This is a genomic window from Agrobacterium sp. 22-221-1, assembly GCF_053522445.1.
Map to the genome: position 1 here is coordinate 159,619 of NZ_JBNWCL010000003.1, position 23,680 is coordinate 183,298.

At 59.4% G+C, this 23,680-nt stretch carries 19 protein-coding genes; 6 read left to right on the plus strand and 13 right to left on the minus strand.

All coding sequences use genetic code 11. The features are described from left to right. The first annotated feature begins 146 nt into the window (after positions 1-146). Positions 147-1,601 carry a glutamate synthase subunit beta gene (locus tag ACQZ5N_RS06415; RefSeq protein ID WP_127755537.1) on the plus strand — a complete coding sequence of 485 codons (1,455 nt, stop codon included), beginning with the start codon at positions 147-149 and terminating at the stop codon, positions 1,599-1,601. Positions 1,602-1,685: 84 nt separating this feature from the next. On the opposite strand, the gene ACQZ5N_RS06420 is transcribed toward ACQZ5N_RS06415, so the two are convergent. The 4 genes from ACQZ5N_RS06420 to ACQZ5N_RS06435 form a co-directional block, all read right to left on the minus strand. Next, positions 1,686-3,041, minus strand: coding sequence for a sensor histidine kinase (locus ACQZ5N_RS06420; RefSeq protein ID WP_080854235.1), 1,356 nt, complete (start codon positions 3,039-3,041; stop codon positions 1,686-1,688). Then, the gene (locus ACQZ5N_RS06425) at positions 3,038-3,712 is read right to left on the minus strand and encodes a response regulator transcription factor (RefSeq protein WP_003519552.1); all 675 of its coding nucleotides are present in this window, start codon (positions 3,710-3,712) and stop codon (positions 3,038-3,040) included. The genes ACQZ5N_RS06420 and ACQZ5N_RS06425 overlap by 4 nt, the downstream gene beginning before the upstream one ends. Positions 3,713-3,961: 249 nt before the next feature. Continuing rightward, positions 3,962-5,197, minus strand: coding sequence for an SGNH/GDSL hydrolase family protein (locus tag ACQZ5N_RS06430; RefSeq protein WP_448732458.1), 1,236 nt, complete (start codon positions 5,195-5,197; stop codon positions 3,962-3,964). Between the two features lie 63 nt (positions 5,198-5,260). After that, complete coding sequence (locus ACQZ5N_RS06435) at positions 5,261-6,484, minus strand: lytic murein transglycosylase (RefSeq protein WP_003519550.1); 1,224 nt, start codon at positions 6,482-6,484, stop codon at positions 5,261-5,263. A 195-nt stretch (positions 6,485-6,679) separates the two neighbouring features. Between ACQZ5N_RS06435 and galU the strand changes: the two genes are divergently transcribed. Beyond that, a complete protein-coding gene (galU, locus tag ACQZ5N_RS06440; protein ID WP_003519549.1) occupies positions 6,680-7,567 on the plus strand; it encodes a UTP--glucose-1-phosphate uridylyltransferase GalU in 888 nt (295 codons plus the stop codon). 59 nt (positions 7,568-7,626) lie between these two features. Here the strand turns inward: galU and uppP are convergent, their stop codons facing one another. Then, on the minus strand, positions 7,627-9,132 hold the full coding sequence (gene uppP, locus ACQZ5N_RS06445) for a polysaccharide biosynthesis protein UppP (protein ID WP_448732459.1): 1,506 nt from the start codon (positions 9,130-9,132) through the stop codon (positions 7,627-7,629). 419 nt (positions 9,133-9,551) lie between these two features. Between uppP and ACQZ5N_RS06450 the strand changes: the two genes are divergently transcribed. Both ACQZ5N_RS06450 and ACQZ5N_RS06455 read left to right on the plus strand, forming a co-directional pair. Further along, positions 9,552-9,917: a PAS domain-containing protein gene (locus tag ACQZ5N_RS06450; protein WP_020809352.1), complete on the plus strand. Its 366-nt coding sequence runs from the start codon at positions 9,552-9,554 to the stop codon at positions 9,915-9,917. 112 nt (positions 9,918-10,029) lie between these two features. Further along, positions 10,030-11,025: a KpsF/GutQ family sugar-phosphate isomerase gene (locus ACQZ5N_RS06455; RefSeq protein WP_174058066.1), complete on the plus strand. Its 996-nt coding sequence runs from the start codon at positions 10,030-10,032 to the stop codon at positions 11,023-11,025. A gap of 37 nt (positions 11,026-11,062) precedes the next feature. Here ACQZ5N_RS06455 and ACQZ5N_RS06460 read toward each other — a convergent pair whose 3' ends face one another. The 6 genes from ACQZ5N_RS06460 to ACQZ5N_RS06485 form a co-directional block, all read right to left on the minus strand. Continuing rightward, on the minus strand, positions 11,063-11,527 hold the full coding sequence (locus ACQZ5N_RS06460; protein ID WP_031233584.1) for an NfeD family protein: 465 nt from the start codon (positions 11,525-11,527) through the stop codon (positions 11,063-11,065). 2 nt (positions 11,528-11,529) lie between these two features. Continuing rightward, positions 11,530-12,579: an SPFH domain-containing protein gene (locus ACQZ5N_RS06465; RefSeq protein ID WP_137453620.1), complete on the minus strand. Its 1,050-nt coding sequence runs from the start codon at positions 12,577-12,579 to the stop codon at positions 11,530-11,532. A 57-nt stretch (positions 12,580-12,636) separates the two neighbouring features. Beyond that, positions 12,637-13,671 (minus strand): ferrochelatase, encoded by a 1,035-nt coding sequence (gene hemH / locus ACQZ5N_RS06470; RefSeq protein ID WP_448732460.1) that lies wholly within the window; start codon positions 13,669-13,671, stop codon positions 12,637-12,639. A gap of 352 nt (positions 13,672-14,023) precedes the next feature. After that, positions 14,024-15,955: a 5'-nucleotidase C-terminal domain-containing protein gene (locus ACQZ5N_RS06475; RefSeq protein ID WP_448732461.1), complete on the minus strand. Its 1,932-nt coding sequence runs from the start codon at positions 15,953-15,955 to the stop codon at positions 14,024-14,026. A 216-nt stretch (positions 15,956-16,171) separates the two neighbouring features. Further along, positions 16,172-16,546: an outer membrane lipoprotein Omp10 gene (gene omp10, locus ACQZ5N_RS06480; protein ID WP_003497694.1), complete on the minus strand. Its 375-nt coding sequence runs from the start codon at positions 16,544-16,546 to the stop codon at positions 16,172-16,174. Between the two features lie 149 nt (positions 16,547-16,695). Next, positions 16,696-18,141: a homospermidine synthase gene (locus tag ACQZ5N_RS06485; RefSeq protein ID WP_080854240.1), complete on the minus strand. Its 1,446-nt coding sequence runs from the start codon at positions 18,139-18,141 to the stop codon at positions 16,696-16,698. Between the two features lie 258 nt (positions 18,142-18,399). On the opposite strand from ACQZ5N_RS06485, the gene ACQZ5N_RS06490 reads away from it, so the two are divergent. After that, positions 18,400-19,308, plus strand: a complete 909-nt coding sequence (locus ACQZ5N_RS06490; RefSeq protein WP_448732462.1) for a diguanylate cyclase — start codon at positions 18,400-18,402, stop codon at positions 19,306-19,308. On the opposite strand, the gene ACQZ5N_RS06495 is transcribed toward ACQZ5N_RS06490, so the two are convergent. Both ACQZ5N_RS06495 and ACQZ5N_RS06500 read right to left on the minus strand, forming a co-directional pair. Beyond that, positions 19,305-19,940 (minus strand): aminotransferase class IV family protein, encoded by a 636-nt coding sequence (locus tag ACQZ5N_RS06495; RefSeq protein ID WP_269313227.1) that lies wholly within the window; start codon positions 19,938-19,940, stop codon positions 19,305-19,307. The two genes, ACQZ5N_RS06490 and ACQZ5N_RS06495, sit on opposite strands and share 4 nt — an antisense overlap. Positions 19,941-20,039: 99 nt before the next feature. Beyond that, positions 20,040-21,890, minus strand: coding sequence for a M3 family oligoendopeptidase (locus tag ACQZ5N_RS06500; protein WP_448732463.1), 1,851 nt, complete (start codon positions 21,888-21,890; stop codon positions 20,040-20,042). 169 nt (positions 21,891-22,059) lie between these two features. Between ACQZ5N_RS06500 and ACQZ5N_RS06505 the strand changes: the two genes are divergently transcribed. Further along, entirely contained in the window at positions 22,060-23,607 is a 1,548-nt protein-coding gene (locus ACQZ5N_RS06505; RefSeq protein WP_003520377.1) for a sigma-54-dependent transcriptional regulator, read from the plus strand. Positions 23,608-23,680: the final 73 nt, after the last annotated feature.

Consider the following 23,680-nt stretch of genomic DNA (forward strand, 5'->3'; position numbering starts at 1 on the left):
TGATGATCGCGGTCGCCGTTCCCACGGCGATCACCTGAACGAGCGGCGAGACCGGATTTGAGTTCATCGTGCTGGGGGCGGCTTTTGGTTTCGCTTACTGGCACTGGGGCCCGACAGGCGCTCCACTTTGATGTGAGGACATAAACGTGGGCAAGGTTACAGGTTTTCTGGAGATCGACCGGCAGGTGGGCAAGTATCAGCCCGCATCGGATCGTATTCGCCATTTCCGCGAATTCACCATTCCGATGTCGGATGCCGAGGTGCAGAAGCAGGCGGCGCGCTGCATGGATTGCGGCATTCCCTACTGTCATGGCCCGACGGGCTGTCCCGTGCACAACCAGATCCCCGACTGGAACGATCTGGTCTATAACAACAATTGGGAAGAGGCGATCCGCAACCTCCATTCCACCAACAACTTCCCGGAATTTACCGGCCGCGTCTGTCCCGCGCCTTGTGAGGAGGCGTGTACGCTGAACCTCGAGGACGCGCCGGTCGCGATCAAGACCGTCGAGCAGGCCATCGCCGACAAGGCCTATGAGCTGGGCTTCATCGTGCCGAAGCCGGCGACGATCCACACCGGCAGACGAGTCGCCATCATCGGTTCCGGTCCTTCGGGCATGGCGGCGGCGCAGCAGCTCGGCCGCGCCGGCCACGAAGTTCATGTCTATGAGCGCGAATCCAAGCCCGGCGGCCTGCTGCGTTACGGCATCCCGGACTTCAAGATGGAGAAGAACTTCATCGACCGCCGTGTCGAACAGATCAAGGGTGAAGGCGTCACCTTCCATTGCGGCGTCAATGTCGGCGTCGATGTAACGGTTGAGGCGCTTCTGGCCGACCACGATGCCGTGCTTTATTGCGGCGGTTCGGAAACCCCGCGCCCGGCCGGTATCGGCGGCGCCGATCTGCATGGCGTTTACGATGCCATGCCTTACCTCGTGCAGCAGAACCGCCGCGTCGGTCGCGAAAATATCGATAGCGTCGGCTGGCCGGCCGATCCGATTCTTGCCGGCGGCAAGCATGTCGTCGTTGTTGGTGGTGGCGATACCGCATCCGACTGCGTTGGCACGGCTTTCCGTCAGGGTGCGGTGAAGGTCACGCAGCTCGACATCCGCCCGATGCCGCCGGAAAAGGAAGATAAGCTGGCGGTCTGGCCCTTCTGGGCGACCAAGATGCGCACCTCGTCGTCGCAGGCCGAAGGCGCCATCCGCGAGTTCCAGGTGGCAACGCTCGAATTCGTCGGCGAAGACGGCGTGTTGACCGGCGTGAAGTGCTGCCAGGTGGATGACCGCCGCAAGCCGATTGCCGGCACGGAATTCATCATCAAGGCCGATCTCGCCTTCATTGCCATCGGCTTTTCCGGTCCCTTCACGGACAGCGTGCTGAAGGAAATGGACGGCAAGCTGACGCTCAACACTGACCGTCGTGGCTCCACCAATGTGATCGCCAACGAAACGGACTACAAAACCTCGGTCGACAAGCTGTGGGCGGCGGGCGACGTGCGCCGTGGCCAGTCGCTGGTGGTCTGGGCGATCCGCGAAGGCCGCCAGGCGGCGCGTGCGATCGATGAAGCGCTGATGGGTGCGACCGTTCTTCCGCGCTAAGCACCGACGGTAATACGAACTGAAAAGGCCTGTTGCAGATGCAACAGGCCTTTTCTTTTGGTTGCGAAAATGACGGCTTCTTCTTCAGCAATAGGGAAGGGTGATACGGAAGCAGGCGCCACCGGTGGATGCATCGCTGATGGTAATCTCCCCGCCGTGATAGCGGACGATTTCCTGCACGAGGTTGAGCCCAAGCCCGGTGCCGCGATCTTTCGGCCGCAGGCGGTGGAAGGCATCGAAAACCAGCTCCCGGTCCTCTTCGGGAATACCATTGCCTTCGTCGGCTATCTCGATCACCCGGTTTGCCGCGACCCTTATCGTGATCGTGCCGCGATTGCCGCCATGTTCGATGGCGTTTTGCACGATGTTCATCAGGGCGCGCTGCAACGAAGCGTCGTCGGCAAGGGCGAGGATAGGCTCTTCCTCCGGTTCGAAGGACAGCGCATATCCCTGTGATATGGCGAGCGGGGCCATATCGGCGACGACCGATCTGCACAGGGTGACAAGATCAAGGGGAACCAGAGGGGCCTTCTGCCCGCCAAGGCGCTGCAAATCTAGCAATTGTTCGGCCAGCACGGCGATACGGCTGGCATCCGCCAATATTCTGCTGCGGGCCGGGCCGTCCAGCAGCGTTTCCACCCGGGTCTGGAGAATGGCGACGGGGGTGCGTAATTCATGGGCGGCATCGAGAATGAAGCGCTTGTGCCGTTCGTAGCCATCGTCCAGCCGCTTCAACGCGCCGTTGACGGCATGCACGAGCGGCTGCACCTCCCGTGGAATATCGCCATCCGGCAATCGGTATCCACGTCTGTCGATATCGATGGTTTCCGCCGTGCGGGCAATGGTGGAAAGGGCGCGAAATTCCCGGCGGATGATCCAGGGGATGGTCACGACCGTCACGATGGACATGAGAATGAGGACAGGCATGATCAATATGTTCGAGAACAACAAAACGGGGAAGGTCATGCTGAACGGCCCGCCTTTGCCGATCATGACGAATTCTCCCGCCGGCCCCGAAGCGCGGCGAACGACGGCGATGCGCACCACGGCGAGGTAGGAATAGGACAGCGCCGCGTCGCGCACGTCGGAGACCCTGATGTCGCTCAGCTGCTGATCCATGTTGCTGAATGCCTCGGGCACCTGTCCGCCCTGCACGATCTCACCTTTTTCGCTGACCGCGACGAACCAGAAATCGGAGGTATTGCTGCGCAGGTTGATGAATTCGGGCGTTTCTTTGAGAACCAGCCGATTGTCCTCATTCCGTATGATCGCGTTGGCGGTTATCTGGGCCGCCTCCGGGCTGAGCAGCGCGCTGCCTGCGCCGCCGCTCGACATATAGGTGACAATGGCGGCAGTGACGAAGAACAGGCTGCCGATCTGGAACAGCAGGAGTTGAATGGTGAGCCGGCGCTTGAGCGATTTTCTTCTGGCCAGCTTCACGAGGTTGCCCTCAGCAGGTAGCCGACGCCGCGAATGCCGTGGACCTCAAGGCCCGCATCCGCGGCCGCCAATTTCCGGCGCAAGCGGGAAATATGGGAATCGAGTGCATTGGACTGGATCTCATCGTCGAAATTATAAACGGCTTCCTCAAGCAATGAGCGCAGCACCGTTCTGCCCTGTCGCCGCAACAGGGCTTCGAGGATCAGCAGTTCGCGTCTGGTCAGCGGAAGGAATTCGCCTTTGATGCGCACTTCGCGGGTTTCGAAGCAGAATTCCAGCCTGCCCAGTTTTGCCGTCATCGTCACGGCGCCGGCCGGCCGGCGCATCAGGGCGCGGATGCGCGCAAGCAGTTCCTCGACCGCGAATGGCTTGGCCAGATAATCGTCCGCACCGAGGTTCAGACCATTCACCCGATCCACAAGCGCGCCCTGCGCCGTCAGCACGATGACGGGCGGGGTGACGGGCAGGAGTCGCAAATCTTCGATAAGCTGGATGCCGTCACCGTCGGGCAATTGCCGGTCAAGCACGACAAGATCGTGGACGCCGTCCATGATGGCGTGACGGGCAAGATCGAGCGTGCCGACCGTATCCACGATAATATCGAACCGGTGGAGCGCGGCGGACAGGGCTGCTGCCATTTCGCGTTCGTCTTCAACAAGCAGCAGGCGCATGAATTCATCTCGGTATTGTCCGGCGTACCTTCCGGAAAGGGGCGCGGCGAAAGGCAAAAAACCGACGGCGCCGCTGACGCTACGAACAAGCGAGGCGTCGCCGTCAAATAGATGTCGCCATGCAAAAAGGGGATCGGGGATGGTGGATGGCCAACCCCCGCATTCCTGCAAAGCTGTACCTATCCTGTCATGTGCGGATTGCCTAAACATTACGCCCGCTGCGGGGCGGTCAGGCCGCTGCGAAAGCGCTTATTGTTTTGCCTGTGTGGTATCGGGCGCCACACGATAGTCATCGATGCGGCCTGCCGGTGCATCGGCCATCTCGCCCCGCTTGGTCAACCTTTCGCGCGGCGATTCCACCACGGATACGCGTGTCGGTCCGGCGGTCAAAGGGGCATCGCCCAGCAGCTTGTCGCCGCCATCGAGATTGGGATCGGTGAGGCTGATAGGCTGGGTACGCACCTGCCCGGCATCGATGCCGAGTGCGGGCAGGGAGGTAAGCGCCGGCAGATTGCTGCCGTCCAGTTTCACGAGGTCCGGCCCCGCGCTATCGAGGTGCCTGCGCACGAATTTTTCGACGTAAAATGCAAGCTTGCGTTTGCCGGCCTGGGTCATGCCGATGCCATCGGCCTCGCGCAGGCGCGCCTGCTGGCCGTTCATGTCGTAGCCGGTAATGACGAATTTTCCCGCCTCATCGACGAAACCGTCCCAGACGTCCACGAATTCGCCGCCATATTTCTCGACATGGCTGCGATAAAGCCGGTTGAAACCGACGAGATCGGCCGAAAGCGACGGCGACTGGAAGGCAGGCAGGCCAACCCACAGCAGCGGCACCTTTTGGCGCCCGGCAAGGGCCAGAAGCTCGTCGATCCGCCGCTCATATTCCCTGAACCAGACCTCCGTGCCGAATTTTTCCCTGATATCGCCGATCTGCATCTGCTGGCGATCGTTCGATCCCATCATGATGACGATGGTGGCCGGTTTGGTCTCGCTGATGAATTGCGGCAGGTTGGTGAACCAGTCGTAATAATCGGTACGGACGAGGCCGGAAGAACCATTGGCACGCACATCGACAGCGATTGCAGGCGAACTGGCGAAGGCATTGACCAGTTCTTCACCCATGCCGCCGGCGAGAAAATCGCCGATGACCAGAACGCGTCGCGCATTTTCAAGCTTGGCGGCCGGCTCCGGCTTTGCGGTCCGCATCTGCACCACCGAGGGCGCTTTTCTGGCGGGTTGTGGGCGGGTGACCGATCTTTCGCGCGGAGCAGACGGAAAGTCGCGGCGGTTGCGGGGCTGGTATTCGCGCCCGGATCCGCCATCGCGGCCCACCGGTCTGCCGAAGAGCATTTCAAACAGGGTGCGCCGTTGCTCCTGGGCGAAGCTTTCGGAAGGAACGAGCGGCACGGCAAGGACAGCGGAAAGAAGGACGGCGCAGAAACGCCAGCCGGTTCTTCCGTTCTTTGCCGCAGGTTTCCTACTCATGACATCAACCTTTCCGGATGCATCGGCGGCGTTCACGCCGCCGCCGAATTCACCGGCACATTATCAATTGCGCAGGGCTCTCAGCAACCGCTGCGACGGTTGGCCGTCGGTTTCCATACCCATGCGCGACTGGATGGCGCTGATGGCGGCTTTCGACCCGGAGCCGAAGTTCCCATCGACCTCGCCGTCATAATAGCCGAGTTCCTTCATGCGGGTCTGCAGCTCGAATTTTTCACGAATGTCCAGCGTCCCATCGGGGCGCGGCCATTTCTGCTGCATGCCGCCATAACCGGCGATCTCATCCGCAAGCAGGCCGACGGCGAGCGCATAGCTGTCGGAGGCGTTGTATTTCTTGATGGTGAAGAAGTTCTTCATCATCAGGAAGCCGGGGCCGTTTGCTCCGCCCTGCAATTTCAGCATGGCGCGATCGGAGCCGCGCGTGAAGTTCTTGCCGTTCGGGCGGGCGAAGCCGAGCTTCGTCCATTCCGCAATGGTCTTCGTCTGCCCTTCATAACGGGCGCCACCACGCGGAACGGCGGTTTCATAACCCCAGGTCCGGCCGGGCTCCCAGCCGTTCTTGGAAAGAAGATTGGCCGCGGTTGCCAGCGCGTCCGGAACGGAGTGCCAGATGTCGCGCTTGCCGTTGCCATCCGCATCCACCGCATAAAGCAGGTAGCTGGTGGGAATGAACTGGGTATGACCCATCGCGCCCGCCCAGGAACCTGTCAGCTGTTTCGGCGTGACATCGCCCGCCTGGAGAATCTTCAGAGCGGCGATCAATTGCGTGCGCGCGAATTTGGCGCGTTTGGGATCGGAATAGGCGAGCGTTGCCAGCGCCTGCGGGATGTTGTGCAGACGCTCGGGTTTTTCGAGAACCGCGCCGTAATTCGATTCCATCGACCAGATGGCGAGAATGATGTGCTTGTCGACGTTAAAGTTACGCTCGATCCAGTTGAGGGTCGTCGCGTGCTTCATCTTCATCTCGCGGCCGATCCGCACCGTGTAAGGATTGACGCGGGAATCGAGATAATCCCAGATTTGCGTGGTGAATTCCGGCTGGAAGGTGGCCTTGCGCAGCGCATCCGGATCCGGCTCGCTGACACCGGCAAAGGCCTTCTGATAGGTCGCCTTGCTAATGCCTTCTTTCGCAGCTGTTGCATAGAACTGGTTGATCCACTGACGGAATCCCTGATCGGCGCGGGCCGAAACGGGCGCCAGCGAGATTGCCAGGCCTGCAACCACCATGCAGCCGAATTTGCGGACATCTGAAAGGATCATCTTTGTCATCGTCTGTCTTTCGTTCTCTCGAATGTCATTTCGATTGCGAAAACGCATCGGGCGTCATCATGGATAACAAAAGAACGTCAACAAATTCTTTACCATTAATAGATGGTAGCGTCACCCTTTACAAAACGTTGTTATTTTTGAAATAACAACAGCGTGCGGGGATTGTGATCAAGTTTTATCTCTCAGGAGGGATATGTGGTAGAACAGAAGAAAATTCGGAAGGCCGTATTTCCGGTCGCAGGTCTCGGCACGCGTTTCCTGCCCGCAACCAAGGCGGTTCCGAAAGAAATGCTCACCGTCGTCGACAAGCCGGTCATTCAATACGTCGTCGATGAGGCGGCGGAAGCGGGCATTGAGCATTTTGTATTTGTCACCGGCCGCGGCAAGGCGGTGATCGAAGATTATTTTGATATTCAATTTGAACTTGAACAGATGCTGCGCGAGCGCAACAAGAATGCCGAGCTGACATTGCTGGCCGGCCTTCTGCCCAAGGCGGGCACCGCGAGCTTCACGCGCCAGCAGGTGCCGCTCGGTCTTGGCCATGCGGTCTGGTGCGCCCGTGATATCGTCGGCGACGAGCCTTTCGCCGTGCTCTTGCCCGATATGATCATGCATTCGCAGAAAAGCTGCCTCAAGGGCATGGTCGAACTTTACGACCAGACCCAGGGCAACGTCATCGCGGTGCAGGAATGCGCTCCCGACCAGACGCATAAATACGGTATCGTCGGCGTGGGTGATGCCGTGGGCGAAGGTTTCAAGATCACCGAAATGGTCGAAAAGCCTGCCAAGGGTACGGCGCCGTCGAATTTCTACATCAACGGCCGTTATATTCTTCAGCCCGAGATTTTCGACATTCTCGAAAATCAGGAGCGCGGTGCCGGCAACGAAATCCAGCTGACGGACGGCATGCTGACGCTCGCGAAGTCGCAGGAATTCTCCGGCTATCATTTCCGTGGCCAGACCTTCGATTGCGGTGCCAAGGATGGTTTCATCCTTGCCAACGTCGCTTTCGCGCTGGAGCGTGGCGATATTCGCCCTGCGATCGAAGAGCCGATCAAGGCTCTGATCGACGGGTTGAAGTAATTCACCAGAACAACAACGGGATCCCGGCCTCAGCGCCGGGATTTCTTTTTGGCCGAAGCCTATCGCTTGAGGACAAGTCCTGCGCCGACGCGCAGCTCGCTGCTGTCATAAACCGGCGTCCACTGGTAACTGACATCCGCCGTCAGGTCGAGATAGCGGTTGAGCCCCCAGGTCAGGCCGGCGCCTGCGGTATATTCCACGGCATTTTCCGTGTCGGAAGAGGGGAATGTGCGATGTACGATCTGCCCCGTCAGGCGGGCAACGAGGTTGCTGCGCAATTCGTGGGTCAGGCCGGCATCCAGCCGATAGGAAACCCAGCCACCCTGCGGTCCGCCGGCAAAGTCCTCTATCGTCGTGCGCAGGCCGAGATTGACATTCGTGCCGCGCTGGGGTGACCAGTTGAGTTCGCCATCCAGCGTCAAGGCGCCGATCGAGGCGAGGCGATCGTCGTCATATTGCTTGCGCAGATAGCCGATGGCGGCCTCGCCACGGGTCTTCTCGCCAAGATCGACTTCCGCGCCGACCTTCGCCCCATAGGCATTGGAGGAGCGGGCATAGCCCGAATTGTCGAGACGCCTGTCATATTTGGTCGTCCCGGCATTCAATTCGAGGAAGGGGATGAGCGCCGGCGACAATTCATAACCGATGCGTCCACGCAGGTTCGCGCCGTTCTGATCGCGGTCGCTGAGGCTGATCGGCCGGCCGTCGACGCCTTTCGCATCCGTATAGACCGTGCGCGAGAGATCGAGCGCCGCCAGGCCGCGCAGCTTGCCGAAATCCCGCTCTATCGATGCGCTGGTGGTGAAGCGGTGTTCGCCGCCCTGCACGGCAGCGCCGGTGAGAGCATTGGGGTCCGTCGTGTCTTCGCGGCTGAATTCATAACCGGCCTTGAGATTGGCCGTCGTTTCTTCGCCGAGATCAAGGCGCAGATCGGCCTCTATCTTTGCCCGGGGCTCTTCGCCGTCCTTGTCGCTGCCGAAATTTCTCTCCCAGGCGCCATCGCCCGTCACCGTCAAGGCGTGACGGGACCAGTCGCTGGTGAGCGTACCACGTATGCCCGTCGTCAGATAATTGCGTCTGGAAGGACCGCCGGTATTCGTCTGCTTTTCCGTATTGATCGTCTGGCTGATCGAAGGCCGCAGCAGGAATGTGCCGAGCCGGATGCCGGGCGTCTGGCCGGGTTCGGTCGCTATCCGTGGATTTTCGCCACCGTCCATCGTCGGCTCATAGGGATTTTCGGCCTCGGCATAGGGTTGGCCCGCTTCGTCCTGCTGTTCGTATATCGGATCGCCGGGATTGTTGGACGGACGCCAGAGTTGCGGTGCGGGCGTGGGCGTAGCTGTGGCCGGGACAGTGCCAGTGCCAGTGCTCACCCCATTGTCCGTCGCCGGCGTGGGTGAAGCTGTTCCGTCGACGGCAGAAGCGCTGCCCGGCAAGACGGGTATGGCTGTCGTTGCAGTCTGCGCGAAGGTGTTTCCCTGCGGGTAAAAAATCGTGCAGGCGAGCAGCAGGGTTGCTGCTTTCCGCGACGTCGGCAGACGTGTGGCGGTGCCCTTCACGTTCATTCCTTTTCACCCGGCGAGTTTGGCCGATGCCGGATCGAAGGGCCACCAAGACATCTCCTCAGGCCCGATGAGTGACAGGCCGATGAAATGACGTGAAGAAACCAGGGACCAGACAGGCGACGCAAGTTTTAACATCGCTTTAACAATAGGTTTTTTATGGTTAACAGTTGATAAAGATCGCCGGGATTTCAGTGTTATGGCAGGGGCGCAAAGCCAACGACGCCGATCATCGGACCCGGTGGGTCGATTTCACCCGTCACTATGACTGGAGGAAAATGGTCAAGAATGAAAAATATTCCTAATATGAGAAGATTAAAACGTTTCAATTCGGCACGGAATCGCCCTATAGTTTATAGGGGCTGATCTTCTATTGCTCAGCAAGTGGTATTGAATTTTATTTTGTGTGACAGCGTCGTTTCATGAATCCCGTTTTGAACACCAAGCAGGTCGGTTTTTATTGTTGGGATATTACCAATGACCGTTTCTATCTAGACGAAGTATGTGCTGAACTCTTCGGGATTCCACTGCGGCAGGCGATGCAGGGCATCAGCATTTTTCAGATGCTTGAAAAAGTGGACCTGGATCATCGAAACCGTGTGATCGAAACGGCATTGATCACCCTGAAGGCCGCGAGTTTTTATAATCAGGAATATGCCGTGCGCCGCAGCGACGGCTCGGTCTCATGGGTAAGGACGCTCGGGCGATATCTGGTCGACGAGGAAAACATCCCTTTCAAGCGACTTGGAACGATGGAGGAGATTTCTCCGCCGGATCGACGTCATTGATGACATGTCGCTGTCCCGAGACCGTCGAACATTTTCGGGTGACATCGACTAAAACCCGGCGCTGGCCGGCTGGAGAGTGGACTTATTCCGACTGAAAGAGTAACAGTCGGCCATGATTACGCGCGCCGTCAAACTGGTCGAAGACAATGCCATCGAATCCGCCGTGCGGACGATTTCGATGGAGCGGGCTGGCCTTGCCGCCCTTGAGGATGCTCTGAGGAACGGCCTTTCCGAGCCCTTCTGCAAGGCGATCGAGACCATCGGCCAGTCGAATGGCCGTCTTATCATTACCGGGGTTGGGAAAAGCGGCCACATAGGCGCGAAGCTTGCGGCCACCTTCGCCTCCACCGGAACGCCTGCCTTTTTTGTGCATGCGGCAGAGGCCAATCACGGCGATCTGGGCATGATCGGCGGCGATGATGTGGTGCTGGCCATTTCCAAGGGCGGCGAAAGCGCGGAACTGCGCAGCATCATCAACTATTCGCGCCGTTTCTCCATTCCGCTGATCGCGCTCACCTGTTCGGAGAATTCATCGCTGGCGCAAGCTTCCGACATCGTGCTGCTGGTTCCCAATGAGCAGGAAGCCTGCCCGCTCGGCCTTGCGCCCACGACCTCTACGTTGATGCAGCTTGCGCTGGGCGATGCCCTTGCCGTTGCACTGCTGGAGGCGCGCAATTTTACGGCGGGCGATTTCAAGGTGTTTCATCCCGGCGGCAAGCTGGGGGCGAGCCTGACGCTGGTCAGCGATATCATGCATACCGGCGATCGTGTGCCGCTGGTCAACAAGGGAACAGCCATGCCGGAAGCGGTCGGGGTTCTCTCCCGCAAGCATTTCGGCTGCGTCGGCATTCTGGACGAGGATGGCCGCCTGTGCGGCATCGTTACCGAGGGCGATATGGCGCGCAACCTGTCACGCAACCTCGCCGAGATGACGGTCGATGACATCATGACCCGCACGCCGAAGACCGTCAAAAAATCGGTGCTGGCGACCAGCGCACTGGCGACGCTGGAAAAATTCCACATTGGCGCGCTGATTGTCATCGATGACGACAACCGGCCCATCGGGCTGGTGCATTTCCACGATCTCTTGAGAATTGGCGTGGCTTGACGCCACCGCCGATCCTGAAAAAAGCTGATCCTGAAACCTATCGGTCTAACGGCTCGATTGTCAGCGTTCGTCCGCGTGCGGAAGCGATCCTCACCCGTGTGCCGGCCGGCAGGTCTTCGCCGTTGACCGGCCACCAGGTATCGTCCAGCCTGATCCGGCCACGCCCTTCGACAATCGGTTCCTGAAGGGTCGCGGTGCGGCCGACAAGGCTTGCCTCTCGCTGGTTGAGGAAGGGTTCGTCGCTTGCCGCCCGGTTCCTGCCGAAATATTTCCGGCCGAGCAGGGCGAAGACGACGGAAAGCGCGGCAAACAGCACTAGCTGCAATTGCCAGGCCCAGAATGCCGCATCCCACAAAAGCAGCGAGACCGCGCCGATAACCAGCGCGGCGAGGCCGATCCAGATCAGGAACACGCCGGGAGCGATGAGTTCGGCGGCCAGAAGCACGAAGGCGACGATCCACCAGCTCCATGGTCCCAGCTCAGTGGCAAGCCGTTGCAACATCATCACTTCTCCGATGAAGAGCCGAAGGGATTACCGGGGATCGTGACGTTGATGCTCTGGCCGGAAGGCCGCGTCGGCGGCACGGAGCGGGACGCTGTGGAGGCGGCAGGCGCAGTCGGCGCATCGCCCCTGTCACCGAAAACCTCTTTCGCAATCGTGCCGATGCCGCCGAGGGAACCGATCAGCGCCGAAGCCTCCATCGGCATCAGCACGATCTTGGAATTCTTCGCCGTGCCGATCTCCGCCAGAGCCTCGGTATATTTCTGGGCGACGAAATAGTTGATGGCGTGGACATTGCCGGCGGCGATGGCTTCCGAGACCATGCGGGTGGCGTTGGCTTCGGCCTCGGCCAGACGCTCGCGCGCCTCGGCATCGCGGAATGCCGCTTCGCGCTGGCCTTCCGCCTCCAGAATGGCGGATTGCTTTGCGCCTTCCGCCCGCAGGATCTGGGCATTGCGGGCGCCTTCGGCTTCCAGCACCTGCGCGCGTTTTTCGCGCTCGGCCTTCATCTGCCGCGCCATGGAATCGACGAGATCCTTCGGCGGTGCGATGTCCTTGATTTCGATGCGGGTGACTTTGATACCCCATGGTCCCACCGCTTCGTCCACCACGCGCAGCAGGCGATCGTTGATGGCGTCGCGGTTCGACAGCAATTCGTCGAGGTCCATCGAGCCCATCACCGAACGGATATTGGTCATGGTGAGGTTTTCGATGGCCATTTCCAGATTGGCGATCTGGTAAGCGGCCTGCGCGGCATTGAGGACCTGGTAGAAGGTGACGGCGTCGGCGGAGACGCTGGCATTGTCGCGGGTGATGACTTCCTGTGTCGGTATATGCAGGACCTGCTCCATCACGTTCATTTTCGAACCGATGGTTTCGAAGAACGGCACAATGAGGTTCAGGCCCGGCTCGAGTGTGCGGGTGTAGCGCCCGAACCGTTCAACCGTATAGCGATGCCCCTGGGGCACGGTCTTGATGCCGGCAAACAGCACCAGAATAACGAGAACCACCGCTGCCATGACGACGATGTCGAAACCGCCCAATGCAATCATCACTTTTCCTCCTGATCAGAACCGTCCGGGTTTTACCCCGGCATCGTTATGGCAAGATTACACCCATCCTTGCAACTCCCGCCGCACAACCTTTTCGAGAACATTCATGCCCTCGGCACTGTCGTTCAGGCAGGGAATATGGGTAAATTTCTCTCCGCCATTATGCAGGAAAATCTCGCCCGCTTCACCGGCGATTTCTTCCAGCGTCTCAAGACAATCCGAAACGAAGCCGGGATTCATCACGGCGATGCGCTTGATGCCTTCCGAGGCCAGCTTTTCCACGGTCTTGTCGGTATAGGGCTGCAACCATTCTTCCGGTCCGAAACGCGACTGGAAGGTGATCATGAAGTTTTTCTCTGTCCGCCCCAGCGCCTCGCGCAGCAGCCGGGCGGTTTTCTGGCAGTGACAATAATAGGGGTCGCCCTTTTTGAAATAGGATTGCGGAATGCCGTGGAAAGAGGTGATCAGCATTTCCGGTTCCCAGTCCAGCGTCGCCAGATGGTTTTTGACGGAGGTGGCGAGCGCTTCGATATAGGCCGGATCGTCGTGATAGGGCGGTACGGTGCGGATGGCGGGCTGCCAGCGCAGCTTCATCAGATGCTCGAAAGCCTTGTCGTTCACGGTTGCCGTGGTCGATGCAGCATATTGCGGGTAAAGTGGGAAAAGCAGGATTTTTTCGCAACCCTGTTCCTTCAGCGCGTCGATCTTCGAGGCGATGGAGGGCTGGCCGTAACGCATGCCCCAGTCGACCGCGACATTGGGCAGATCCTTCAGCGCTTCCGCCAGCAGCTCGCCCTGGCTGCGAGTATAGGTGCGCAGATAGCTTTCATTGCGCGCGTGGTTCCAGATTTCCTCATAGGCCTTACCGACTTTCTGTGGGCGCTTGTTGAGAACAATGCCGTAAAGGATCGGATACCAGTAGAGACGCGACCATTCGATTACCCGCTTGTCGCTCAGGAATTCCGCCAGATAACGGCGCATCGGCCAATAGTCCGTACCGTCAGGCGTGCCGAGGTTGACGAGCAGGACGCCGACCTTGCCAAATGCCGTGCGGGCATGGTTTGCGGGGAGTGCGGATAGTTCTGTCGCCATGAATGACACCCTGAAACTCGGACTGGTTGCGTGAGGAGCGGTTCCGTTTCGGACAAGGGCGGAAACGCTCCATCTTCTGTTTATGCGTGCCGAACGCAAACCGCGACGGTTGGACCGGCAATGCCCGAGCTATACGCTCGTGCCGTCAATTTGTTCACGTGTTCTAGACGAAATTTTTCAGGATTAAACCACCGGCGGAGGCTATTTCCGGGGCGGGGGGCGCTGCAGGATGTCCTTTGCCAAAATTTGATCTGTAAAGATTTGTTTTTAAAAGGAAAATAAGAAGCCGGCCCCGATCTCCGAGGGCCGGCTTTCTGTCTGCGGCAAATTGCCCTGTCTGTTCCCGTCCGGCTTATTGAGCCGGCAGTTCCAGCTCCTCGCCGATCTCGATGTGGTTCGGATGCTTCAGCGTGTTTGCCTTGGCAATCCTGCTCCAGAGAGCGCCGTCGCCATATTTCTCCGCTGCGATCTTCCAGAGCGAGTCGCCCTTTTCAACGACATATTTGCTGGCGGCAGCAGCGGCTGCGGCGGGCGTCGTCGCGGCCGGAGCCGTGGCGGCCGGTGCTGTGGCAGCAGGTGCCGCGGGAGCGGGGGCCGGTGTGGCGGCCGGCGCAGGTGCGGTTGCGGCCGGCGCAGGTGCCGCAGGCTTTGCCGGAGCGACATAACCGGCAGGCGTTACTTCGCTGATGCGGCCATCCGTGTAGGGCTTATAGGGGCTGTTGGCGGTGATATAGGCCGCAACGGCTTCCTCGAGGTTGGGGCCGAAGTCATAGGCGTTGATGGCCTTGGTCGCAAAGACCTTGAAGCCGTCGCCGCCGGTACGCACGTAATTATTGGCCGCGACGATATAGGTCTTGGCGGGATCGAGAGGCACGAAGGCGTCGCCTTCCTTGACCTCGACCGAAACGACCCGGCCGCCGGCCGGCTTGGAGCGGTCGAAGGAATATTTCAGGCCGGAGACCTGCATGAAACGACCCGCGCCGTCGTCGATCTGGCTGACGCCGTTTTCGAGGGCGGCGCGAATGTCCTCACCCTTCAGCTGGAAGGTCGCGACGGTGTTCTGGAACGGCAGAACCGTCAGCACTTCGCCCATGGAGACATCGCCGGCATCGATGGAGGAGCGCAGGCCGCCGCTATTGGCGAAAGCGATGGTCACGCCCTGGTCCTTGACGCGGGCAAGTGTCGCATCGGCCACCAGATTGCCCATGGAGCATTCCTTCACGCGGCAAACCTTGCGGTCTCCCTCGATCGGGCCTTCCGAAGAGCCGACGACCTTCGATTTCAGAGCCTCGATCGGCGCCTTCAGCTCATCGATGCGCTTCAGCGTGGCTTCATCGGGCTTGAAGGAGGAGTCGATCAGGATTGGATCGCCCTTGCTTTCCTTGACCACGCCACTGTCGTCGAAGACCACTTTGAGGTCGCCCAGATATTTGCTGTACTGCCCGGCCTGAACGACCGGAACCTTGTAGCCGCCGGGATTGTCGACGAGGGTGGGATAGGGACCTTCGGCCTTCTGGTCGGTGTTGGAAAGCAACGTATGTGTGTGGCCGCCGACCACGACGTCGACGTCAGGGATTTTGGCGATGAATTCGAGATCGCGCGGATAGCCGACATGGGTCAGCGCGATGATCTTGTCGACGCCGTCCTGCTTCAGCTTCTGCACCTGCTCGCTGATTTTCGCGACATCTTCGGCGATGGTGATATTGGGACCGGGCGTTGCCAGTTCAGCCGTGTCGTTGGCGACCGCGCCGACGATGCCGATTTTTTGTCCGCCGACTTCGAGCACGATGGACGGCTTGACGCGGTCGCCGATTTTCGAGGCGGCGGTGGCCACCACATTGGCGGTCACGACGGGGAACTGCACCTTGTCGAGGAAGCCGGCAAGTCCGTCCTCGCTGTCGTCGAACTCATGGTTGCCGACGGTCATGGCGTCGAACTTCATGGCGTTCAGCACTTCCGCTTCCACCGTGCCCTTGTAGGTGGTGTAGAACAGCGATCCCTGGAAATTGTCGCCGGCATTGAGCAGGAGGACATTCTTGCCTTGAGCCTTCAGGGCATCACGGGTCTGATTGATTGCGGTCAGAAGACGGGCGGCGCCGCCGAAGCATTCGTTTTTGCCTTCTTCTTCCGCCGAGCAGGTCGAGTCGAACTTGTTGATCGATTCGATACGGGAGTGAAAATCGTTGATGTGAAGAATGTTGAGCTCGTAATCGGCCAGAGCCGCTCCAGCCGAAAGCGTTATCGCTGAAACGCTCAGCATGCCCAGTCCCAAAATTTTCTTCATGGTCCCTCTCTCCTGTTCAAAGCGGAAGCCCGGGCCGGTCGATCATCCTCCGGCCGTGCTCATTTTCTAATCTGAAATCATGTCAGTCTTTCAAAGCGCGATGTTTCCATTTAGCGGCAATCGCCGCAAGCGAAATTATGACAGGCGCACAATAAACAAAAACGCACGCCTGAGGCGTGCGTTCCAGAAGATCATCTCTTTGAAAAGGTGACGTTATCAGCCTTGGCGCGTCAGCGAGAATTGGCTGTTCGTGTCCGTCGTGCAGTTCAATTGTGACGGGGAGACGAGGGCGCAGTTGACGCGCGACTGCGTGTTGCGCACCAGCGAGGTCATGTTGATTTCGTAAAGCGTCGGCGAAATCGTCACATAGGTGCCGGAAGCCAGAAGCGTATTGGTGTCGGTCGAACGGGTGGAGAAGGCGCCGTTCTGGAACGTCGATACGATGCCGTTGCGGTCGATCCAGCGACCGTCGACGGCCGGGCCGCGGGCAAGCGAAGGCGCCATCGAGGTCTGCTGGGAGGGACCCGGCGCGACGCATGAAGACACCGCGATGGCGGCTGAAAGCAAAGCAGCGCTTGTCTTGAAGTTCATGAGCCTGTTCTCCTGCGATTCGATGAAACCTTCTGTGCTTCGACCATGCCGCGAAGCGTTGCTTATTTCAAGGCAACGTTGTTCGCTCTCCCCGGTTCCTGATGTCGTGCAGGAAAGCCCCGGCGTGACAAATATGAGACTCCGTCCCGTCAGCGCACGAGGATGTTGCGAAACTGCCAGGGATCGGACGTATCGATATTGTCGGGAAACAGGCCGGGGCGGCCATCGGTCGGCTTCCAGTCGGTATAATGTCCCTCGACGGGTCCGAGATAGGGGCGCTGCACCTCAAGGCAACGGCGGTAATCCATTTCATCCGCCTCGACGATACCGGCCTGCGGGTTCTCAATCGCCCAGACCATGCCCGCGAGCACAGCGGAACTGACCTGCAATCCGGTCGCATTCTGGTTGGGGGCGAGGGAGCGTGCTTCCTGTAGGCTCAACCGAGAGCCATACCAATAGGCATTCCTGTCATGGCCATAAAGAAGAACGCCGAGTTCATCGGCGCCGTCGACAAGCTCGTCTTCGCCAAGCACATGCTGGATCGGCTGAGGGGTGCCGCCATTGCCGAAAAGCTCATGCAGGGAAAGAATGGCGTCATTGCAGGGATGGTAGGCATAATGGCAGGTCGGCCGGTAGGTCACGTCGCCATCTTCGTTGCGGACGGTGAAATAGTCGGAAATCGAGATCGCTTCGTTATGTGTGACGAGAAATCCGTATTGCGGCCCAAGGCCCGGACACCATGTCCGTACCCGCGTATTGGCGCCGGGCTGATCGAGATAGATCGCCGCCTTGCTTCCCTTTTTCTGCTTTTTCGCGTTTTTCGGCATCCAGTTTTCATGCGTTCCCCAGCCGAGTTCGGCAGGCTGGAAACCTTCCGCGATAAAACCTTCGACCGACCATGTGTTCCAGAAAGCGCCGAAGGGCTTGGGTTCTTTCGCCCGCTGGGTGTCGCGTTCGGCCACGTGAACGCCCTTGACGCCAAGCCGCTTCATCAGCTTTGCCCAGCCATCGCGGTCATGCGGCTGCGGCTCCTCGATGTCGAGGCCGGTATCTTTGGCGAGATTGACGAGTGCCTGTTTCACGAACCAGGACACCATGCCCGGATTGGCGCCGCAGGTGGAAACCGCCGTCGTGCCGCCTGGCTTGCGCGCTCTCTCCTTCAACATGGTTTCGCGCAGCGAATAATTGGTTCGGGCCGCATTGTCGGCATCGGCGTCGAAATAAAACCCGGGCCAGGGTTCGACGACCGTGTCGATGTAAAGCATGCCATGCTTGCGACAGATCCGCATCAGATCGACGGAGGCGGCATCGACCGAAAGATTGACGCAGAAGCCCTGGCCCTGAACGCCCTTGAGGAGCGGCTTGAGAATCTCGCGGTAATTTTCCTTGGTCAGATGCGTCTGGATATGGCGGATGTTCCTCTCGGCCAGAAAGGCGGCGATGTCTTCGCGCGGGTCGATGACGACGAGCCGGGTCCTGTCGAAATTGAAATGACGTTCGATCAACGGAAGAGTACCGCGCCCGATGGAGCCGAAGCCGATCATGATGATGGGGCCGTCAATATCGCCGTAAATCGGGTGGTTTGCATCCGTCATTCGTCAATTTTCCTTTTTCAGCCAATAAGTAAGCTAGATCACAAAAGCGTGCCACAATAAAGGGCAGGTGGATGACGGACATATGACGATGGCGACGGCAAGACGGTCGCGCGCACCCTTTCCACCGCATTCAGCCTCTTCGCATTTTAGAGAGTGCGTTTATAATTAAGTTCTTCTTTTCCTCTCTATGTCCAAAGGCTTGGGGGCTTTGGCCGGATGACGACGGGGGAATTTTCGCCATCACGGGGGAGTTGCCTGTTGAATAATCTTATCGAGCGTGTCGCAGCGCTTCAGAGTGCCACCCCCGTTCTTATTGCGCTTTACGATTCCGAGGACCGGTTGCGCCATGCCAATCCGTCGTTTCGGGAAAGCTTTCAGCTCGCCGCCGGCGATTTCCCGACCTGGGCGGATATCATGCGGCTGAACCATCGGCTGCGCACCGGTGTCGTCGTCCGCAACAATGATTTCGAGGGATGGCTGCTGTCGGCGCAGTCCCGGCGCGGCAAGCTGCCTTACCGCGCCTTTGAGATGGATATGCATGACGGCCGCTGGTTCTGGATGACGGAAACGGTGCAGCAGGATGGCTGGATGCTGTGCGTTGCAAGCGACGTCACCGAATTGCGCCAGGGTTACAGAACGCTGCGGCAGGATCGGGATCTGGCAGTCCGCGCCTCGCAGACGGATGAATTGACGGGAACGGCAAATCGCCGTTTCGTCTTCGCCAAGCTGGCTTTGCAGGTGGAGCGGGTTGCCAAGGGGCTGGAAATGCCCTTTTGCCTGTGCACGCTCGATATCGATTTCTTCAAGCAGATCAATGATCGTTTCGGCCATAAATGCGGGGATGCGGTGCTTCGCGATTTCGTCGGCATCGCCCATTCCGTCATCCGGCGGGTGGATTGTTTCGGCAGGATCGGCGGCGAGGAATTCATGCTCATCCTGCCGCGCAGCACGGTGGCTGAGAGCCGGGAGATCGTCGAACGGCTGCTGCAGAAGGTGCGCCTTTCGAGGCCCCTCTCCGAATTCCCGGATTTTTCCTATAGCTGCTCAGCCGGGCTGACGGTCTATCGCGCACCCGAAAGCGCCGACGATGTTTTCATGCGGGCCGATCAGGCTCTTTATGCGGCCAAGGAAAAAGGCCGCGACCGGCTTCTGGCGGTGACTGTTTAGACGAGTTCCGCCGCAATCAATCCATGCAGCGAATTGCCGACGAAGAGTTTCCGGCCGGCAATGTCTTCCGGTTTCAGCGCCTGTCCGCGCGCCCTGCGTTCGCGGATCAGATCGGCGCGCAGCACACCCGGCAGAATGCCGCTGTCGAGCGGCGGCGTCAGCAATTGCCCATCCGGCATTTCGACGAAAATGCTGGTCGACGATCCCTCGCACAACTCACCGCGCTCGTTGAGCAGCAGCACCTCGTCGGCCTCCCCGGCTGAAAATTCGGCCCGGGCGGCATCATAGGGCTCGCGGCGTGAGGACTTGTGGCGATAAAAGGTATCGGAGGAATCGAGCGTGGTCTGCCGGGCGATGCGAACCCGCCAGACGGCATCCTGCCGTAAGGGCTGGAAGTCGGCGGTTTCGATATCGAGTTCGCCCTTGTAGTTCATGACCAGCCTGACGCAGAGCGGCTTTTCGCCGCCCACCTTCTTTTCCAGCACCTGAACCGCATTGACTGGCGCGCGAAAACCGAGCGCGTCGGCGGAGCGCAGCAATCGGCGCATATGCTGGTCGATGCGCTGAAAGCCGGTCTGCGGCTCCCAGCGCAGGGTTTCCCTCAAGGTCAGATCGGCGGGTTTGCGTTTCATTGCCTGTGCTCGTCGCCTGAATTGTTGCCGGTGTCTTCCGCCGGCAATATCAACCGGCAAAGCTTGTCCGAAATAGGATAGCCCTGCCGGCGGAAGAGATTAAGCCTGTTTATTATCCAGCGCTTCGAGCTCGTCGATCAGCCCCTCGATCATCGAAAGCCCCTTATCCCAGAAGGAGGGATCGGTCGCATCGAGGCCGAATGGTTTCAGAAGCTCCGAATGGTGCTTGGTGCCGCCCGCCTTCAGAAGCTCGAAATATTTCTCCTGAAAGCCCGTTTCGGCCTTCTGGTAAACCGCATAGAGCGAGTTCACCAGGCAGTCGCCGAAGGCATAGGCATAAACGTAAAAGGGCGAGTGAATGAAATGGGGGATGTAGGTCCACCATGTCTCGTAGCCTTCGGAAATCCGGATCGCCGGGCCCAGGCTCTCGGCCTGAACGGACAGCCACAATTCGCCGATCTGCTCGGAGGTCAGTTCGCCCTGTTTGCGGGCGGTGTGCAGTTTGCGCTCGAATTCATAAAAAGCGATCTGGCGCACGACCGTGTTGATCATGTCCTCGACCTTGCGGGCGAGCATAGCCTTGCGTTCCCGGATATCCCTGGTGTCGTCGAGCAGCTTGCGGAAGGTCAGCATTTCCCCGAAGACGGAGGCGGTCTCGGCAAGCGTCAGCGGCGTCGCGCACATCAAAGCGCCCTGTTCGCCGGCCAGAACCTGGTGAACGCCGTGGCCGAGTTCGTGGGCAAGCGTCATCACGTCACGCGGTTTGCCGAGATAGTTGACCAGCACATAGGGATGGGCCGAGGGCACGGTCGGATGAGCGAAGGCGCCCGGCGCCTTGCCGGGGCGGGCCGGCGCGTCGATCCATTCTTCATCGAAGAAACGGCGGGCAATATCGGCCATCTCGGGGGCGAAATTGCCATAGGCGGAAAGCACGGTGTCCTTTGCCTCATCCCAGGGAATGATCGTGTTCGACGTATCGGGAAGCGGCGCGTTGCGGTCCCAATAATTCATTTGTTCCATGCCGAGCCATTTCGCCTTCATGGCGTAATAACGATGCGAGAGGCGCGGATAGGCCTTCTTGACCGCCGCCGCCAAGGCATCGACCACCTCGCGCTCGACGCGGTTGGCGAGATGACGGCTATCGGCAATATCCTCGAATTTGCGCCAGCGGTCGGAAATATCCTTGTCCTTGGCGAGCGTGTTGGTGATGAGCGTGAAGACGCGCAGATTGTCCTTGAAGGTGGCGCTCAGCGCCTGAGCCGCCTTCTTTCGGGTTTCCGGCTCCGGCTCCTGCAGCATGTTGAGCGTCACTTCCAGCGGCAGGCTCGCACCGTCAATGTCGAAACGCAGATCGGCCATCGTCTCGTCGAACAGGCGGTTGAAAGCCGCCGCGCTGGTCATCGATTTTTCGAGGAAAAGCTGTTCCAGCTGGTCGTCGAGCTGGTGCGGCTTGTCCTTGCGCAAATCCACCAGCCATGGGCGGTAGTGACCCGCTACGGCGTCATTCGCCATGCAGGCGTCCATCGTGGCGTCGTCGATACGGTTGAGCTCAAGGGTGAAGAACAGGAGATGGGAGGAAATATCCGTCAGCTTCGCCTGGGCATCGCCGTAAAGCTTGCCGTTTGCCGGGTTCGACGTATCGGAAAAATAGGTGAGCCCGGCAAAGGAGCCGATGCGGCCGATGAGATCGTCCAGCGCTTCATATTCCTTGAGCGCAGCGCCAATGCCCTTTTCGCCGGCGGCCTTCGCGGCAGCTTCAAGCTTGCCCTTCCATTTCTTCTCGAAAGCCGCCGCCATCGACGCCGCCTTGTCGAGATCACCCTTGTATTCCGGCGAATCGCCTGACGGATAGAGGTCCGAGAGCTTCCAGCCGGGCAGATCGCCAAGCGCAGGACCGGCGGTTTCGGCAAGGGAGAAGACGGGTTGCGGGGTAGGGCGGTTGAGGGTCATCGAACGTGTCCTTCTGATTATGCGTGCGAAGCATATGGGGACCTTGTTTCCCGCGACAATGGATAAAATGCAAGCAATTCTCAAAACTGGATGTTCAAGTCTCCCATGCCAGAGTGCGGAATAAGGGACCGCATGAAGCAGGTCCATAAACCGGAAACCGGAGCTAAAAATGACCGCGCATGTTCTCGTGATAGACGATGATCCCGTCCAGCGCCGCCTGCTCAAAAATGCGGTGGAACGTTATGGGCATCTCGCCTTGCTCGCCGAAAACGGCAAGGCGGGGCTGGAATTGCTCAAGCAATATAGCGGCGAGATCAATGTCATCGTCCTCGACCTCATGATGCCTGAAATGGACGGGCTTACCTTTCTCAAAGCTATCGGCGAACTCGGCACCGATGTTCCCGTCATTGTCCAGACGGGGCAGGGCGGCATCGATACCGTTGTGCAGGCCATGCGCGCCGGCGCTTTCGATTTTGTCGTCAAGCCGGTTTCGCCGGAAAGGATCGGCGCTGCCATCTCCAATGCGCTCAAGCTCGACAGGAGAGAGGCAAAGGCCCGCACGGGCCGGCGCGGACGGAGCAATGCAGTGAATTTTACCGATATCGTTTCCGCAAGCCCCGCAATGCTGAGGGTCATTGAACTCGCGCAGCGCGCCGCCCAGTCCAGCATTCCCGTGGTGCTGGAAGGCGAATCCGGTGTGGGCAAGGAAATGGTCGCCCGCGCCATCCAGTCGGCCGGCGACAGGGCGAGCAAGCCGTTCATCACCGTCAATTGCGGCGCCATTCCCCATAATCTCGTGGAAAGCATCCTCTTCGGCCACGAAAAGGGAGCCTTCACGGGCGCGACGGAAAAACATGTCGGCAAATTCATGGAGGCGGATGGCGGCACGCTGTTCCTCGACGAAATCGGCGATCTGCCGCTGGACGTGCAGGTGAAGCTGCTCCGTGCGGTCCAGCAGGGCGAAATCGAAACCGTCGGCTCCGCGCGGGTGCAGAAGGTGAATGTGCGGCTGATCTCCGCCACCAACAAGAACCTCATCGAAGAGGTGAAGGAAGGTCGCTTCCGCGAAGACCTTTATTATCGCCTCAACGTCTTTCCGATCACCATTCCGGCGCTGCGCCGCCGCAAGGAAGATATTCCCCATCTGGCGCGGGTTTTCGCCGAGCGCTTTTCGGCGGAACAGAAATTGCCCAATCCCGTCGGCCTCAACGCCAGCGCGCTGGCGCTGCTGACGGCCTATGACTGGCCGGGCAATATCCGCCAGCTCGAAAACGCCGTCTTCCGTGCGGTAGTGCTCTCGCAGGGCGAGGAACTGTCGGATTCCGATTTTCCGCAGATCGCGCTTCAGCTGCCGGAATTTTCGACCGGCGACGATGCCGACGATGTCATCCGCACACCATCGGGAGCGTCGCTGAAGCTTGCGGCGTATTCACCGGCCCCGCCACCGGCCGCTGAAAACCACGCTGTGATTGAGGAGCCGTCGGATATTTCCACCACCATCTACCGGGGTGGAAACCTGATCTCCAGCATGGATGAATCGGGCAATATCCGCAAACTGGCCGAGATCGAGGAGGAGCTTATCCGTTTCGCCCTGCGCTTCTATCGCGGGCAGATGAGCCAGGTCGCCAGAAAGCTTGGTATCGGCCGTTCGACTCTTTACCGAAAGCTGAAGGATTATGGCATCGATCCCGACGATCCCCTTCGAGATGCAGCCTGAGCGCACAAACCCCGCATTCGAAGGCAGATCGTAAATTCGTTAACTTCTGAGCAAGGATATCCGCTTACCGTCT